Raw genomic sequence first — 14,035 nt, forward strand, 5'->3', positions numbered from 1 at the left:
GTCGTCTCCGGAGCCGGCGCCTCAGCGGGCGGCGGACAGGCGCGCCAGACCCTCGTCGAGGGTGACCGACGGGCTCCACTGCAGATCGGCGCGCGTGCGGCGCTGGTCGAACCAGTGCGCGGTCGAGAGCTGCTCGGCGAGGAAGCGGGTCATCGGCGGCTCATCGGCGCCGGGCCGCACGGCCCACACGCGCTCGACGAGTGATCCCGCGACGCGGGCGACGGAGGCAGGGACGGACCAGCGCGGCGGCTCGACGCCCGAGGCGCGGCAGATCCCGGCGAGCAGCTCGGCGACGGGGCGCGGCTCGCCGTTGGTGACGACGTAGGAGCGGCCGTGCACCTCCTCCGCCCGCCCGAGAGCGGCGACGATCGCCGAGGCGGCGTTGTCGATGTAGGTGGAGTCGATCAGCGCCTGGCCGTGCCCGAGGAGCGGCAGCCGGCCGGCGCGCGCCCGCTCGACGATGCGGGCGACGAGCTGTGTGTCGCCCGGACCCCAGACCAGGTGCGGGCGCACGGCGACCACCGCGAAGCCGGGGGCGTCGGCCGCCAGCGCCAGCAGCTCGGCGCGGGCCTTGGTGCGCGCGTAGTCGCCGCGGGCGCGGTCCGGATCGGCGGGCTCGGCATCGTCGCCGGTGATCGAGGAGCCGGAGTGGGCGACGGAGGGCGACGAGATCTGGACGAAGTGGCTCACGCTGGCGCGGGCGGCGGCGGCGAGCAGACGCCGGGTGCCGTCGATGTTCACGCGGTCGAAGTCGCCAGGATCGCCGGCGAGCGAGACCTTCGCGGCGAGGTGCACGACGCCCTCGGCCGCGTCGACCGCCTCCTCGACCGCGCGCGGATCCGCCAGCGAGCCCCGCGCCTCCTCGACGCCCGCGACCCCGGAGGGCCGGCGCTGGAAGGTGCGGACCTCGTGCCCCTGGGCGACGAGGCCCGCGGCCACCGCACCGCCGAGCAGGCCGCTCGCGCCGGTGACCAGGACCCTCACGGAGCCACCATCGGGCCGCCGGCGAGCACGCCCTCGGCCCAGCGCGAGAGCGCGGCCCGGTCGATCTTGGAGTTGTGGCGGATGTCGGTGGGCAGCGCCGGGACGACGAGAACCGCGGCGACGGGCCGGGCGACGGCCGCGCGCACCTCGGCGGCGAGGGCCTCCTCGGCCAGCACCACGCGGCGCGCGCCCGAGCGCAGCTCGACCACGGCGACCAGCTGCGCGACTCCGCGCGGGCCGGCTCCGACGATCGCGGCGCGGGCGACCGAGGCCACGCGCGCCTCGATCCGCTGCTCCGGTCCGACCGGCGTGACCACGCCGTCGGGAGTGACGACGACGTGCGGCATGCGGCCCTCGACCCAGAGGCGGCCGGCGGAGTCGATCCGCCCGACGTCCCCGGTGCGGTGCCAGCGCTCGCCCGGGACGGCGCCGACGCGGGCGGCACGGTCGGTGAGCCAGAGGCGCTCGTAGTGGTCCTCGACGTGACCGGCCGAGACGACGATCTCGCCGGTCGTGCCGGTGATCTCCTCCGGCTCGTCCGCGGCGCGGCCGTCGGCGTCGAGCGGGGCGATCCGCAGCCGGACGCCCGCGGCGGGCACGCCCACGCAGACGCCTCCGCGCGGATCGTCATCGGCGGCGGCCTCGCGGATGCCCTCCAGCGACGCGTCGGTGAGCAGCAGCCCCTCGGTCATGCCGTAGGGAGTGCGGGCGGAGGCGTTCGGCATGAGCGCCTGCGCCTCGCCGAGCAGTCCCGCCGAGACGGGGGCGCCGGCCGAGAGGAAGGTGCGCACGCCGGCGAGGGCCCGGTGGTCGTCGGCGTCGAGCGCGCCGGCGGTGGCCACGACGTTGGCCAGTGCGGCCGGCGAGAGGAACAGCACGGTCGCGTCGACCCGGGCGGCGGCCGCGGCGACGGCGGCCGCGGTGAGCGTTCGGGGCGCGGTGACGTCCATGTCCGGAGTCGCGGAGCGCGTGCCCAGCGCGGGGCCCAGCAGAGCGAACGGCGCGAAGCCCGCGACGAGCCCTGTGCCCGGTCCGATCCCGTACTGGCGGGCGAGCGCGTCGCGGACGCCGGCGAGCTGGCGGTGCGTGTAGACGACGCCCTTGGCGGGGCCGGTCGAGCCGGAGGTGAACAGGATCGCGGCCACGGCGTCGGCGGCGGGCGCCTCGCCCAGCGCCTCCGGGTCGGCGGCCAGCTCGGCGCGGCCGAGCTCGATCAACTGCCCGAGCGAGGTGTCGACCCCGAGGGCCGAGGCGGAGGCGCGGGGCAGGGTCTGCGTCGAGACCCGGCCGCCGGGCCAGCGGAGGGCCCGCGCGACGGTGAGGCCGGGCAGGGCGCCGACCACCAGATCCGGCCAGGCACCGCGGACCGCGCGGGTGAGACCGCGCAGGCCCAGGCCCGCGTCGGCGACGACCACGACGGCTCCGATGCGCAGGCACGCGTAGAGCAGCGCCGTCAGGTCGGCACCGGGCGGCACGAGGAGCGAGACGCGGTCGCCCGGGGAGACGCCGGAGGCGCGGAGCCCGGCGGCGAGCTCGCGGACCCGCTGCGAGAGCAGGCGCCACGAGACCGAGCGGGGCCCGCCGCCTCCGGGAGGCGCCATCTCGACCAGGGCGAGCGAGTCGTCCTGCGCGTTGCGGTCGAGGTGCGCCCAGAGCGGCTCGACCGGCGCGGTCGGGCGGCGGACGTCGGGGGCGGGGTCGCCGCCGAACGGCTCCTCGCCGTCGGAGAGGTCGCCCAGCCAGGTGAGGACGGCGGACGAGTAGTCGACGTCCTCGGCCACCAGGTGGCCTGCTCCCTCGTAGCGGTGGACCTGCGCGTGCGGGAGGCGGTCGACGAGGTCGTCGAGGTAGCGGTCGGAGAAGATCGGGTCCAGCGGGCCCCAGAGCATCAGGGCCGGCGTCGTCAGGGCGCTGACGCCTTCGGCGATGCGCTGCAGCTCCGGGTCGCTCGGGTGCGCGGAGTCGACCGGGATGTCGGCGACGAAGCCGCCCACTCCGCCGCGGCGCGAGGCGGACCGGTAGGGCGCGCGGTACCCCTCCTTTACCGCGGAGGGCAGCGCCGGGTGCCCCAGCGCGAGGGTCGTCTCGAGGAAGGCCGGCGTGCCGACCGTCGAGGCGCCGAGCACGCCCGACGCGAGCGCGAGCCGGAGCGGGGCCGGGATCGGCTCGTCGGCGCTCTGGTGGATCGCGGTGTTCAGGAGCATCGTGGCGCGCAGCTGCTCCGGGTGGTCGACCGCCCAGCCCAGCGAGACGACTCCGCCCCAGTCGTGGCCGAGGGTGACCACGTCGTCGAGGCCGAGCACGTCGGTGAGGTTGGCGAGCTCGCGCACGCGGTCGGCGAGCGTGTGCAGGGCGCCGGTCCGCTCGGAGAAGCCCATCTCGAGCTGATCGACAGCGACCACCCGCCAGGCGGGGCCTCCGCGGCGGGCGGACTCGAGCGTGGCGGCCGCGAGGCGGCGCCAGAGGTAGGACCAGGTGGGGTTGCCGTGCACGCAGAGGACGGTGCCGACGGGCTCCGTGCCGAGGGCCTCGCCCGTGTCGAGCAGGTGCCAGCGGCGCGGCACGCCCTGGGCGTCCGGAGCGTCGACGAGGCGCGACCACGCGGGATCGAGCCCGTCGAGCCCGGCCGGGGGCAGCTGCGCCGCGGCCGTGGAGCCGAGCGCTCCGCGGATCCGCTCGGCCGGGTGGGGCGCGCTCACCAGGCGATCTCGAGCATCGCGGTGTTGATGCCCGAGCCCACTCCGATGAGCAGCACCCGGTTGCCCGGCTGCAGGGTCTCGGCCTCCTGGGCCAGGGTGATCGGGATCGACGCCGGGCCGACGTTGCCGAGGGTGGGGTAGGTCGTGGGGACGCGGCTGCGGTCGATGCCGACGGCTTTCACCAGGGCGTCGGTGTGGACGTCCGACACCTGGTGCGTGATGTAGCGGTCCATCCCGCTCCAGTTCCAGTCGCGGGTGGCCTCCTTCCACGCCGAGAGGACGAGCTCCATGCCGCCCTTGAGCAGCGCCTTCGCGTCCGTGAACATGCCGTCGACGCTGCCGACGCAGAGCTCGTTGAACTGCGTGGCCGCGCGGGTGATGCCGCCGAGGATGCGGTGGCCCTTGGGGTGCTCGTCGGCCGGGCCGAGGACGGCCGCGGCCGCGCCGGAGCCGAGAGTCAGGCTCGCGAACTCGCTCATGAAGTCCTTGCGCTTGACGCCCTCGCGGCTCAGGCGCTCGATGGTGTTGACCTGGATCTCGTCGGCGTCCTCGCCGTCGATGATGAGCGCGTAGCGGATCTGGCCGGAGTCGATCAGCTGCGCGGCGAGGGTCATGCCGTTGACGAAGCCGAGGCACGCGTTCGCGATGTCGAAGTTGATGGCCGACGAGGGCAGGCCGAGCCCGTGGTGCAGGCGCACGGCTACCGAGGGCTCGAGGTGCTTGCGGGTCACCGACGTGTTGATGATCAGGCCGATCTGGTCGGCGCGGACGCCGGCCTCGGCGAGAGCGCGCTTGCCCGCGTCGATCGCCGCTCCGTCGAAGCCCTGCTCGGAGCCCCAGTTGCGGCGCTCGTGCACGCCGGCGACACGCTGGAGGAGCCCGGTGGGGAGCCGCAGTCGCTTGAGCGCCGGAGCGAGCCGCGCCTCGATCTCGGCCGAGGTGGTCACGCGCGGAGCCAGCGTGGTCGCGACGGACAGCAATGCGACGTTGCGGTGCGTGGTCGTTGCGTTTCCGTCCAACGGAACTCCCTGTCGAGTTGTCGATCCTGGCATGTGCCTCCGTGATTTTACGCTGTCGTTCAGGCTGCGCTTCCTGGACGCCCGCTGGGCGGTCGCGGAACGCGTCCTCGGCGGCCCGGCGGAGGCTCTTCCCCCGGAACGACGGGCGAGGAGCCGCCGAGCCCACACGCGACGCGCGGTGTCAACCCACCCGCCGGGGCGTCAGGTCCCCATCGCCCACGGCTCGCGATCGCCGCGGAGGCGGGCGGCGAGCGCCATCGCCTGCTCGTCGGTCAGGGTCGCGACGTAGTCGACCACACCGCGCCCCCGGCCGAGCCGCTGCAGCGCGGCCGGGTCGGAGGTCGGCCGGCCGCGCTCGTCCGACGGGAGCCAGTCGGGGTGGTCGGCGCGCAGGCGGAAGTAGCCGTCGGTCGCGAGCTCGATCAGGTCGAGCAGCTTCTGCGGAGCCCGCGAGCCGTCGCGCGGATCCTCCAGCCAGGCGTCGAGGTGGGTCACCAGCGTCTCGAGCACCTGCGACTGGCCGCGCTGGTAGGTGGCGAAGTCCGGCCGGTCGATCACGAAGCGCGTGTGCACGAACTTCAGCACGGCCACGTCGTGCCAGGCGTCGGGGAGGAGGGAGAGGTGGCCCGAGCGGACGTTCGGCTCGGCGAGCACCACCACGGAGCGCTGCAGGCGGCCGATCCAGGAGGAGACGAAGGCCTCGATCGCGCGCTCGGTGCGCGTCGATCCGTCGAACGGGAGCGAGAGGAGCCCCTCGACCAGCTCGGTCGACACCCGCTCCACGGAGGCGCGGAAGTGCTCGTCGCTCGCGATCCACGGGTCGCGGGCCACGAGCCTCCGGCGGAGCATCTCGAGCGAGTGCCCGGGGGCGCGCGCCCACAGCTCCTCGGCGTCGAGGGCGGCGAGCGCGTTCTGCTCGCGGAGGAAGGCGCGGAACTCCACGGCGACGGCCGCCTGCTGCAGCACTCCCGCGCGGTAGAAGTCGTCGAGGTCGTGCAGCGAGTAGGCGATGTCGTCGGCGACGTCCATCACCGAGCACTCGAGGGTCTGCTGCCAGGGGGCGATCGCGGCGAAGCCGGAGCGGGCGTCGAGCAGGTCGTCGAGGTCGAGCGTGTACGCCGAGAACTTCGGCGGTGCGGTCTCCCACCGGCTGGCGGTCGAGCCGCGGGGCAGCTCGGTCGGGTCGGCGGAGTCGATGCCGGGGCGGTGGACCGTCCGCCCCCACGGGTACTTGAGCACGGCGGCACGGGAGGCGGCGGTGAGGTTCAGCCCCACCTCCACCGTCTCGCAGACGTCGAGCTCGGAGAGGATCCGGAACGACTGCGCGTTGCCCTCGAAGCCCTCCGCGAGCCCCAGCCGCTCGCGCGCGAGCCGGTCGAGCGCCTGCTCGCCGAGGTGGCCGAACGGAGGGTGGCCGAGGTCGTGCGCGCTGGCCGCGGCCTGCACGACCACCGGGTCGCAGCCGCCGAGCCGCTCGACCAGCTCGCGCTGGGCGGGATCGGTGGTGGTCAGCTGCATCGCGATCGCGCGAGCGACCGCGGTGACCTTGATCGAGTGCGTGAGCCGGTTGTGCACGACCTGGCCGACGCCCGAGGGCGAGATGACCTGGGTCACCGCGGAGAGTCGGGCGAAGTACGGCGAGAAGCGGATCCGCTCCAGGTCGACGCGGTACTCGGGGTACTCCTCGCCGGTGGCGAACCGGTCGACCGGCTCGGGGATGCGCCGGTCGCGGCGGTGGTCGTGCGGGGCCGAGGCCCGCGGGGCCGTCGTCTCGGGGAGTGCCGGCTCGCTCATGGCTTCACCCTAATCAGGGGCGCGGGGGCGGAGGGACCGCGCCGCTCCGGCGGTCGGCGTCGCTCCTCCGGTCGGCGTCGCTCCTGCGGCGAGACACCGCGTCCGCCGGCGAGGCACCGCGGGGACGGCGGCGCCTCGGGGAGCGCACGAACACCTCGGCGGTCCGGTGGGCGAGGCCGGCGCCTCGGCGGACGCCGGGACGCCCCGCGGCAGCCCGGCCGACGGGCGAACAGAAGACGGGGGGCGCGGACTCCCGTCAGGCGGACTGCTCGCGCGGAGCGACGGCGAGGTGCACGGCCGCGGCGACGACCGCGCCGAGGACGTAGGCCGCGATGTCGAGCCAGGAGAAGGTGGTGCCGACGACGAGGCGGAGCGGCGCCCACAGCTCGACCAGGCGCGCCGCGACTCCGATCGCCTGCAGCTGCTCCATCGCGATCGACCAGGCCAGCGCGATCCCGGCAGCCGTCACGCCCGGGATGCGCGGCAGGAGCACCGCGATCAGCAACGCCACCAGCACGACGTAGGCCACTCCGCCGGCGAGGTCGGCGAGCAGCCCCGTGAGCACGAACCGCAGCGCCAGGCCCAGGCCGAGCACGGCGACGGCCGCGAGGGCGAAGCGGAGCCGCGCCCTCACCGGGCACGCTCCTCGAGGGCGCGCTGCAGGCGGTCGAGAGCGAGGAGGAACGTGCGGTCGTCGGCCACGCGCCAGCCGAGAGCGGCCGGGGCGGCGACGACCAGGGGCACGAGGACGGTGCGCGGGCGCCGCCTCGCCGCACGCAGGACGGCGGAGGCGGGCGGCGGCGCGAGGACCGCCAGGACCAGCGCGCGGACCCGGTGGGCACCCGAGGGCGAGGTGCCGACGCCCACCGAGACGATCCGATCCCACTCGGCGATGCGCAGGGCGTCCGCGCGCTCGGCGGCGAGCTCGAGTCCGTCGCGGCCGACGGCCAGCACTGCGGCGGCGGCGGCCGGAGCGGCGGAGGCGGGTGCCGCGATCCGGCGCAGCGCCCGGGCGAGCTCGGGAGTGCGCAGGACGGCGAACCCCTCGGTGACCGCGGCGAGCGCCGCCAGCCGGCGCTGCCGCTCCGGGGCGGCCTGGCGGACCCGGGCCCGGACGGCGGCCGGGGCGGGCAGGGGCGCGGCGAGCAGCGCGGTCGGCTCGAACCGCGTGCGCGGGGGCAGCGGGACCGCCGGCGGCCTGCGCGGCGGGGGCTCGCCCCAGTGCGGCGTCGATGCGGGATCCATGCGCCCCTCCCTCCTCGCGCGGCTCCGAGCCGCCCCTGAGATCATCCCTCCTCCGCCCTCCCGCCTTGCCGAGAGGGCTCGGCGGGCTTACCATGGAGTACCCCCCGGGGGTATGCCGCGACCGGCGTGCCGACCGGACGCCCACCGGGCCGATCGACCGGATCGGACCGGACGCACCACACAGGAGGACCCATGAGCACCAGGATCGACCTCGGCCTGACCGCGAGCGGATCGACGGGAGGCTGCGGCTGCGGCGGAGGCGGCGCCTGCGCGTGCGGCGGCCACGGCGGCGCCGGCCGCTCCGACGCCGGCCACGCGGCGCAGGGCTCCCTGTCGGCCGCGTCCGTGCAGAGCTTCGGCGTCGCGGGCATGACCTGCGAGCACTGCGTCCGCAGCGTCACCGAGGAGCTCGCCGCCTACCCCGAGGTCTCGGCTGTCGACGTGTCCCTCGCCCCCGACGGGGTCTCGACCGTCACGGTCGGCTCCTCCCGGCCGCTCGGCCGCGAGGAGATCGCCGCCGCCGTCGCCGACGCGGGCTACCGCCTCGCTCCCCTGAGCTGACGTGGCCGAGACCACCGGCACCCCGCTCGAGCTCGCCATCGGAGGGATGACCTGCGCCTCCTGCGTCGCGCGGGTCGAGAAGCGCCTCGACGCGCTCCCCGGCGTCCACGCGACCGTCAACCTCGCCCTCGAGCGCGCGACGCTGACCCTCCCGCCCGGCACGACTCCGGCCGACGCGATCGCCGCCGTCGAGGCCGCGGGCTACAGCGCGACGGTCCCCTCCACCGGCGAGGCGGCTCCCGCGGAGGAGCAGGAGGAGCAGAGCGACGACGACCGGGAGCGGCGCGCCCTGCGCACCCGGCTCCGCGTCTCCGCCCTGCTCGCCGTGCCGGTGGTCCTGCTCTCGATGATCCCGCCGCTGCAGTTCGCGAACTGGCAGTGGCTGTGCCTCGCCCTCGCCTCACCGGTTGCGGTCTGGGGCGCGCTGCCCTTCCACCGCAACGCCTGGCGGGCGCTGCGGCACGGCTCCACCACCATGGACACCCTGATCAGCCTCGGGGTCAGCGCCTCCTTCGCCTGGTCGGTCTGGGCTCTGTTCCTCGGCGACGCCGGCCGGCCCGGCATGAGCATGCCGTTCGAGCTGCTGGGCAGCCGGTCCGGCCACGACGAGATCTACCTCGAGGTCGCCGCCGCCGTCCCTGTCCTCGTGCTGGCCGGCCGCTACCTGGAGGCGCGGTCGAAGCGCGACGCCGGTGCGGCGCTCCGGGCGCTCCTCCGCCTCGGCGCGAAGGACGCCGTGCGCGTCGCCGCCGACGGGCAGGAGGAGCGCGTGCCCGCGTCCTCGCTCGCCGTCGGCGACCTCCTCCGCGTGCGCCCCGGCGAGACCGTCGCCGCCGACGGCACCGTGCTCGAGGGCTCGAGCGCGATCGACGCGAGCATGCTCACCGGCGAGAGCGTGCCGGTCGAGGTCGGCCCGGGCTCGACCGTGACCGGCGGAGTGCTCAACGCCCACGGCCTGCTCACCGTCCGCGTCGACCGCGTCGGCTCCGAGACCACGCTCGCGCGGATGGGCCGCCTCGTCTCGGACGCGCAGGCCGGCAAGGCGCGCGTCCAGCGGCTCGCCGACCGCGTCTCCTCCGTCTTCGTGCCGGTCGTGGTGGTGCTCGCCCTGGCCACCCTCGCCGGCTGGCTGATCGCCGGCGCCGACCTCGCCGCCGCCGTCTCTCCCGCCGTCGCCGTCCTCGTCGTCGCCTGCCCGTGCGCGCTGGGCCTGGCCACCCCGACCGCCGTCCTCGTCGGCACCGGCCGCGGCTCCCAGCTCGGGATCCTCCTCCGCGGGCCGGAGGTGCTCGAGGCCGGGCGCCGGATCGACACGGTCGTGCTCGACAAGACCGGCACGCTCACCACCGGCGCCTTCCAGGTCGTCGAGTCCAGCGACGACGAGAGCCTGCGGTTGCTCGCCGCCGTCGAGCGCGGGTCGGAGCATCCGCTCGCCGCGGCGATCGTGGCCGGGGCCGCGCACCTCGACGTCCCCGAGGCGACCGGATTCCGCTCCAGCACCGGGTTCGGCGTGCGTGCCCGGGTCGAGGGCCGCCTGGTCGTCGCCGGCCGGCTGCGCTGGCTGGAGGAGCAGTGGGGCTTCGCGCCGGGCGGTCTCGCCGAGCGCGCCGAGCGAGCGACCGCCGAGGGCGGCACCGTCGTCGGCGTCGGCTGGGAGGGGGCGCTGCGCGGCTTCGCGGTCCTCCGCGACGAGCCGAGGCCGGAGGCGTCCCGCACCGTCCGCGCCCTGCGCGAGCGGGGCCTGCGGGTGATGGTGCTGACCGGCGACAACCCGCGGGCGGCGCAGGCCGTCGCCTCGGCCGTCGGCATCGACGAGGTCGTCGCCGAGGTGCTGCCGGAGGAGAAGCTCGCGGTGATCGAGCGCCTCCGTGCGGAGGGCCGCCACGTCGCCTTCGTCGGCGACGGTGTGAACGACGCCGCCGCGCTGGCCGCCGCGGACGTGGGGATCGCGATGGGCGCCGGATCGGACGCGGCGATCGAGGCGAGCGACATCACCCTCGTCGGCGACGACCTCGGCCGGGTGCCCGACGCCCTGCGCCTCGGGCGCCGCACCCTTGCGGTCATCCGGGGCAACCTGTTCTGGGCCTTCGCCTACAACGTGGCCGCGATCCCGCTCGCGATGGCCGGACTCCTGGGGCCGCTCGTGGCCGGCGCCGCGATGGCGTTCTCGAGCGTCTTCGTCGTGCTGAACAGCCTGCGGCTGCGGTCGTTCCGCTGAGTCCCGGCGGGCCGTCCGGAGTTCCCTCGCGGAGCTCTTGACGGCCCGCCCGCGGATGGCGAGGGTGAGCGCACGAGCCTCTTCATCACCTGCCCGGTCGACGACGTCGAGCGCGCCACCGCCTTCTACACCGCGCTCGGCTGGATCCTGAACGCCGAGATGTCCCGCGAGGACGTCTCCTGCTTCGGGATCGGTCCCGACACGTCCGTCATGCTCGCGAGCCGCGCGATGTACGAGAGCGTCGGCGCCACCGAGGAGCTGATCGGCGCCCCCGGCACCCCCTCGAAGGTGACCGTCTCGTTCGACCTCGACAGCCGCGAGGCCGTCGACGAGCTCGTCGAGCGGGCCGCCGCCGCGGGAGGCCGGATCGGCGACACCGACGACTACCCCTTCATGTACCAGCGCCAGTTCGACGACCTCGACGGCTACCACTACTCCCCGTTCTGGATGAAGCCGGGCGGCGACGCGGCGGAGTGACGGGGCGGCGCGGACTCACTCCGCGTGCCGCAGGCGGTGCCGCCGGACCGCGGCCCGGTTCGCGCAGCGGACGGAGCAGTACCGCTGCCGGCCGTTCCGCGTCACGTCGACGATGACGTTCCTGCAGTGGTCGCCCGGCGCCCGACCGGCCTCGCACCGCAGGAGGCGGCTCATCCCCCGGGTCGTCAGGTGCAGCGCCGTGCCGACCGCGATGACGGCGTGGAGGACGTGCGCCAGGGACTGGTCCTGGTCGCGGTAGTGCAGGTGCCAGCCCTCGTCGTCGTGGTCGGTCAGGCGCGGATACGCGGCGATCGCGGCCATCTGGCGGTTCAGCGACGTCGCCCGGTCGCTCGGAGTCGGCGCGTCGACCACCTCGAGCCACTCGTCGATCACGTCGCGCGTCCGGGCGTGGTCGTCCGGGCCGGACTCGAAGGCCATCGTCATGCCGTATTCGCGCGTTCGAGCCTCGATGCCCTCGCGGTCGGACGGCCAGTCGTTCGCGAGGGAGGCGGCGAGCAGGACCGCGTACTCGCCGTAAGGGTTGAGCTGCATAAGACCATGACAGCACAGTGGCTCCCATGCGCACCTCCACACCCTCCCCGCACCCCTCCGAGCCGCTCGCCCCCGCCGTCGATCCGCACGAGCACGGCTGGACGACCGAGTCGGCCCACCGGACCAGCGAGGGCGTCGTCGTGTACGTCCGCTGCGACGACTGCTGGACGCGGCGCGTGGACGTGCGGACCGGGCACCAGGATCCCCCTGCCGCTCTCAGCCGCGTCCTGCCCGCCTCCGACGACCGCTCCCGCCGTGGAGCAGAGGGAGGATGAGGGCATGATCGCCGACCTGACCCTCCCCCGCGACGCCGGCCCCGGGGTGAGGAGCCTCCTCCTCCGCCGCGCGGTGCTCCACGACCTCCCCGCGCTCGTCCGGCTCCTCTCCGACGACCCGATCAGCGCCGGGCGCGGAGACGTCGCCGCCGAGGAGGACGGGGCCGCCTACGAGGCCGCCTTCCGGAGCATCGCGCAGGACCCGGGCAACGATCTCGTGGTCGCGGTGGACGGCGCCGGAGCCGTGGTCGGCACGCTGCAGCTGACCGTGATCCCCGGGATGGCGCGCCGCGGCAGCTCCCGCCTGCTCGTCGAAGCGGTCCGGGTGGCGAGCGCCGAGCGGTCGGCGGGGATCGGCACGGCCCTGATGCGCTGGGTGCTGGACGTCGCTGCGATCGAGCTCCGCACGCCGCTCGTCCAGCTGACCTCGGACGCCGCCCGCACCGACGCCCACCGCTTCTACCTGCGCCTGGGCTTCGTCGACTCGCACGTGGGCTTCAAGCGCCGCGTCGAGCTGCCGGGCTCGTAGCGGCGGCGCGGGCAGCCCGTCCGGACGCCTGATCGGCGTGTCCCCGCAAGCACGACCGGCGCAGGAGGGGACGCCCCGAGCGGAGGCCCGGACGGCACCGCTCGCCTCTCCCCGGCCGACGTGATTGGCTGGCCCGATGAGAACCGAGACCCGCCAGGGCGTCCCCCTCCTGCTCGTCGACGACGACGGAGGCGCGCTCTCGACCCCGGACGACGCGATCGCGCTCATCGGCGAGACCTACGGCGGCGACGTCGAGACGATCGTGGTGCCCGTCGGGCGGCTCGACCCCGAGTTCCTCCGCCTGCGCTCCGGCATCGCCGGCGAGTTCGTGCAGAAGTTCGTCTCGTACGGCAAGCGGCTGGTGATCCTCGGCGACGTCAGCGGGCCGGTGGCGGAGTCGAGCGCGCTGCAGGCCTTCGTCATAGAGTCGAACCGCGGCGACCACCTCTGGTTCGCCGCCGACCTCGAGGCGCTCGACGCCCGCCTCCGCAGCTCCGGGACCGCGAACGAGCCCGGCGCCGACGGCGGAGTGGAGCCGACGCCCGGCCCCGCCCGCTGATGCCCCTGCTCCAGCCCGGCCCCGACGGCTCTCCACCCGAGGTCGACGGTCCGGTCCGCCTCCTCCTGCTCGCCGACACGCACCTCCCGAAGCGGGCGAAGGCCCTCCCGGACGAGGTGTGGCGCGCGGTCGACGAGGCCGACCTGGTCGTGCACGCGGGCGACTGGGTCGACGAGGCGACGCTGGACGCGCTGGAGGAGCGGGCGGCGCTCCTGCTGGCCGTGTGGGGCAACAACGATCCGGAGCCGCTGCGCGCCCGCCTGCCCGAGGTCGCGCGCGCCCGCGTCGCCGGCCTCGACGTCCGCGTGGTGCACGAGACCGGAGCGGCGACCGGCCGCGAGACCCGCGCCGACGCCGCCCATCCGGGTGCCGACATGCTCGTCTTCGGGCACAGCCACATCCCCTGGGACACCGTCTCCCCGGCGGGTCTCCGCCTGCTCAATCCGGGCTCCCCGACGGATCGGAGGCGCCAGCCGGCCTGCACCTTCCTGACCGCCGTCGCCGACGACGGAGCGCTCCGCGACGTGCACCTGACCGCCCTGCCGCTCCGGGCACGAACCATTCCCGGCGGCGGCGCAAGGGGGTCACAGAGCATTTAGGTCGGCCTAAGCTCACCTGGATGAGCAGCTCACACGACCACCCCGACTCCGCGCACCTGCGCCCGGAGGGTCTCGACGACGCCACCGTGGCGGCGCTCGGGAAGCTCTCGGAGGCGCTCGAGACGGTCGAGCACGCCCGCGGTCTGCTCTACGGCTTCCACCGGCTCACCGGCGCGGCCGACCTCGCTCTGGGCGAGGCCGTCGACGCGCTGCGCGAGGCCGGCCACGCCGCGACCGCCGAGCGGATCGAGGCCGAGCTCGTCGGCCGCAACGTCATCGAGGGGCGCTGGACCTTCCAGATCGTCGAGGACTACGACGACACCTACTACGCCGCGTTCCGGGAGCAGGAGCGCGCCGCGCGCGACGAGCTCGCCGGCGGACGCCGCCACCTCTTCGAGTCCGAGATGAAGGAGGACCGCCGCTCCGGCGGCCGCCGCCACCACGAGTCGCGCCCGGAGGCGGGCTCGTGAACGCCGTCATCCGGATGCACGCCTCGTCGCTGCGGGTCAAGGCGGTCACGCCGG

General features: G+C 75.4%; 15 protein-coding genes. 8 read left to right on the forward strand and 7 right to left on the reverse strand.

Annotated elements, in window-relative coordinates:
* Positions 1-21: 21 nt before the first annotated feature.
* The 6 genes from C5D04_RS11850 to C5D04_RS18270 all read right to left on the reverse strand — a co-directional run bounded on the left by C5D04_RS11850 (position 22) and on the right by C5D04_RS18270 (position 7,741).
* Positions 22-984 (reverse strand): NAD(P)-dependent oxidoreductase, encoded by a 963-nt coding sequence (locus C5D04_RS11850; protein ID WP_104347753.1) that lies wholly within the window; start codon positions 982-984, stop codon positions 22-24.
* Positions 981-3,683, reverse strand: coding sequence for an alpha/beta fold hydrolase (locus C5D04_RS11855; RefSeq protein WP_258068903.1), 2,703 nt, complete (start codon positions 3,681-3,683; stop codon positions 981-983). The genes C5D04_RS11850 and C5D04_RS11855 overlap by 4 nt, the downstream gene beginning before the upstream one ends.
* Positions 3,680-4,735, reverse strand: coding sequence for a 3-oxoacyl-ACP synthase III (locus tag C5D04_RS11860; protein ID WP_104224183.1), 1,056 nt, complete (start codon positions 4,733-4,735; stop codon positions 3,680-3,682). The genes C5D04_RS11855 and C5D04_RS11860 overlap by 4 nt, the downstream gene beginning before the upstream one ends.
* 168 nt (positions 4,736-4,903) lie before the next feature.
* A complete protein-coding gene (locus C5D04_RS11865) occupies positions 4,904-6,496 on the reverse strand; it encodes a deoxyguanosinetriphosphate triphosphohydrolase family protein (RefSeq protein WP_104347754.1) in 1,593 nt (530 codons plus the stop codon).
* 256 nt (positions 6,497-6,752) lie between these two features.
* Entirely contained in the window at positions 6,753-7,130 is a 378-nt protein-coding gene (locus tag C5D04_RS18265; RefSeq protein ID WP_181027128.1) for a DUF2809 domain-containing protein, read from the reverse strand.
* Complete coding sequence (locus C5D04_RS18270; protein ID WP_181072877.1) at positions 7,127-7,741, reverse strand: hypothetical protein; 615 nt, start codon at positions 7,739-7,741, stop codon at positions 7,127-7,129. Before C5D04_RS18270 ends, C5D04_RS18265 begins: the two co-directional genes overlap by 4 nt.
* A gap of 192 nt (positions 7,742-7,933) precedes the next feature.
* Between C5D04_RS18270 and C5D04_RS18715 the strand changes: the two genes are divergently transcribed.
* The 3 genes from C5D04_RS18715 to C5D04_RS11885 all read left to right on the forward strand — a co-directional run bounded on the left by C5D04_RS18715 (position 7,934) and on the right by C5D04_RS11885 (position 10,997).
* Positions 7,934-8,302, forward strand: a complete 369-nt coding sequence (locus C5D04_RS18715) for a heavy-metal-associated domain-containing protein (protein ID WP_104233449.1) — start codon at positions 7,934-7,936, stop codon at positions 8,300-8,302.
* Between the two features lies 1 nt (position 8,303).
* Positions 8,304-10,520 (forward strand): cation-translocating P-type ATPase, encoded by a 2,217-nt coding sequence (locus C5D04_RS11880; RefSeq protein ID WP_258068904.1) that lies wholly within the window; start codon positions 8,304-8,306, stop codon positions 10,518-10,520.
* Positions 10,521-10,604: 84 nt separating this feature from the next.
* Positions 10,605-10,997, forward strand: a complete 393-nt coding sequence (locus C5D04_RS11885) for a VOC family protein (protein ID WP_104291704.1) — start codon at positions 10,605-10,607, stop codon at positions 10,995-10,997.
* A gap of 15 nt (positions 10,998-11,012) precedes the next feature.
* On the opposite strand, the gene C5D04_RS11890 is transcribed toward C5D04_RS11885, so the two are convergent.
* The gene (locus tag C5D04_RS11890; protein ID WP_104266710.1) at positions 11,013-11,549 is read right to left on the reverse strand and encodes a CGNR zinc finger domain-containing protein; all 537 of its coding nucleotides are present in this window, start codon (positions 11,547-11,549) and stop codon (positions 11,013-11,015) included.
* Between the two features lie 26 nt (positions 11,550-11,575).
* On the opposite strand from C5D04_RS11890, the gene C5D04_RS11895 reads away from it, so the two are divergent.
* The 5 genes from C5D04_RS11895 to C5D04_RS11915 all read left to right on the forward strand — a co-directional run bounded on the left by C5D04_RS11895 (position 11,576) and on the right by C5D04_RS11915 (position 13,981).
* Complete coding sequence (locus tag C5D04_RS11895) at positions 11,576-11,824, forward strand: hypothetical protein (RefSeq protein ID WP_104291705.1); 249 nt, start codon at positions 11,576-11,578, stop codon at positions 11,822-11,824.
* A gap of 4 nt (positions 11,825-11,828) precedes the next feature.
* Entirely contained in the window at positions 11,829-12,353 is a 525-nt protein-coding gene (locus C5D04_RS11900) for a GNAT family N-acetyltransferase (protein WP_104291706.1), read from the forward strand.
* Positions 12,354-12,489: 136 nt separating this feature from the next.
* A complete protein-coding gene (locus tag C5D04_RS11905) occupies positions 12,490-12,912 on the forward strand; it encodes a DUF4180 domain-containing protein (protein ID WP_104282452.1) in 423 nt (140 codons plus the stop codon).
* Positions 12,912-13,511: a metallophosphoesterase gene (locus tag C5D04_RS11910; protein WP_104291707.1), complete on the forward strand. Its 600-nt coding sequence runs from the start codon at positions 12,912-12,914 to the stop codon at positions 13,509-13,511. The genes C5D04_RS11905 and C5D04_RS11910 overlap by 1 nt, the downstream gene beginning before the upstream one ends.
* A gap of 20 nt (positions 13,512-13,531) precedes the next feature.
* Entirely contained in the window at positions 13,532-13,981 is a 450-nt protein-coding gene (locus tag C5D04_RS11915; protein WP_104224173.1) for a hypothetical protein, read from the forward strand.
* Positions 13,982-14,035: the final 54 nt, after the last annotated feature.

Source organism: Rathayibacter sp. AY1D2, from assembly GCF_002932695.1.
Lineage (GTDB): Bacteria > Actinomycetota > Actinomycetes > Actinomycetales > Microbacteriaceae > Rathayibacter.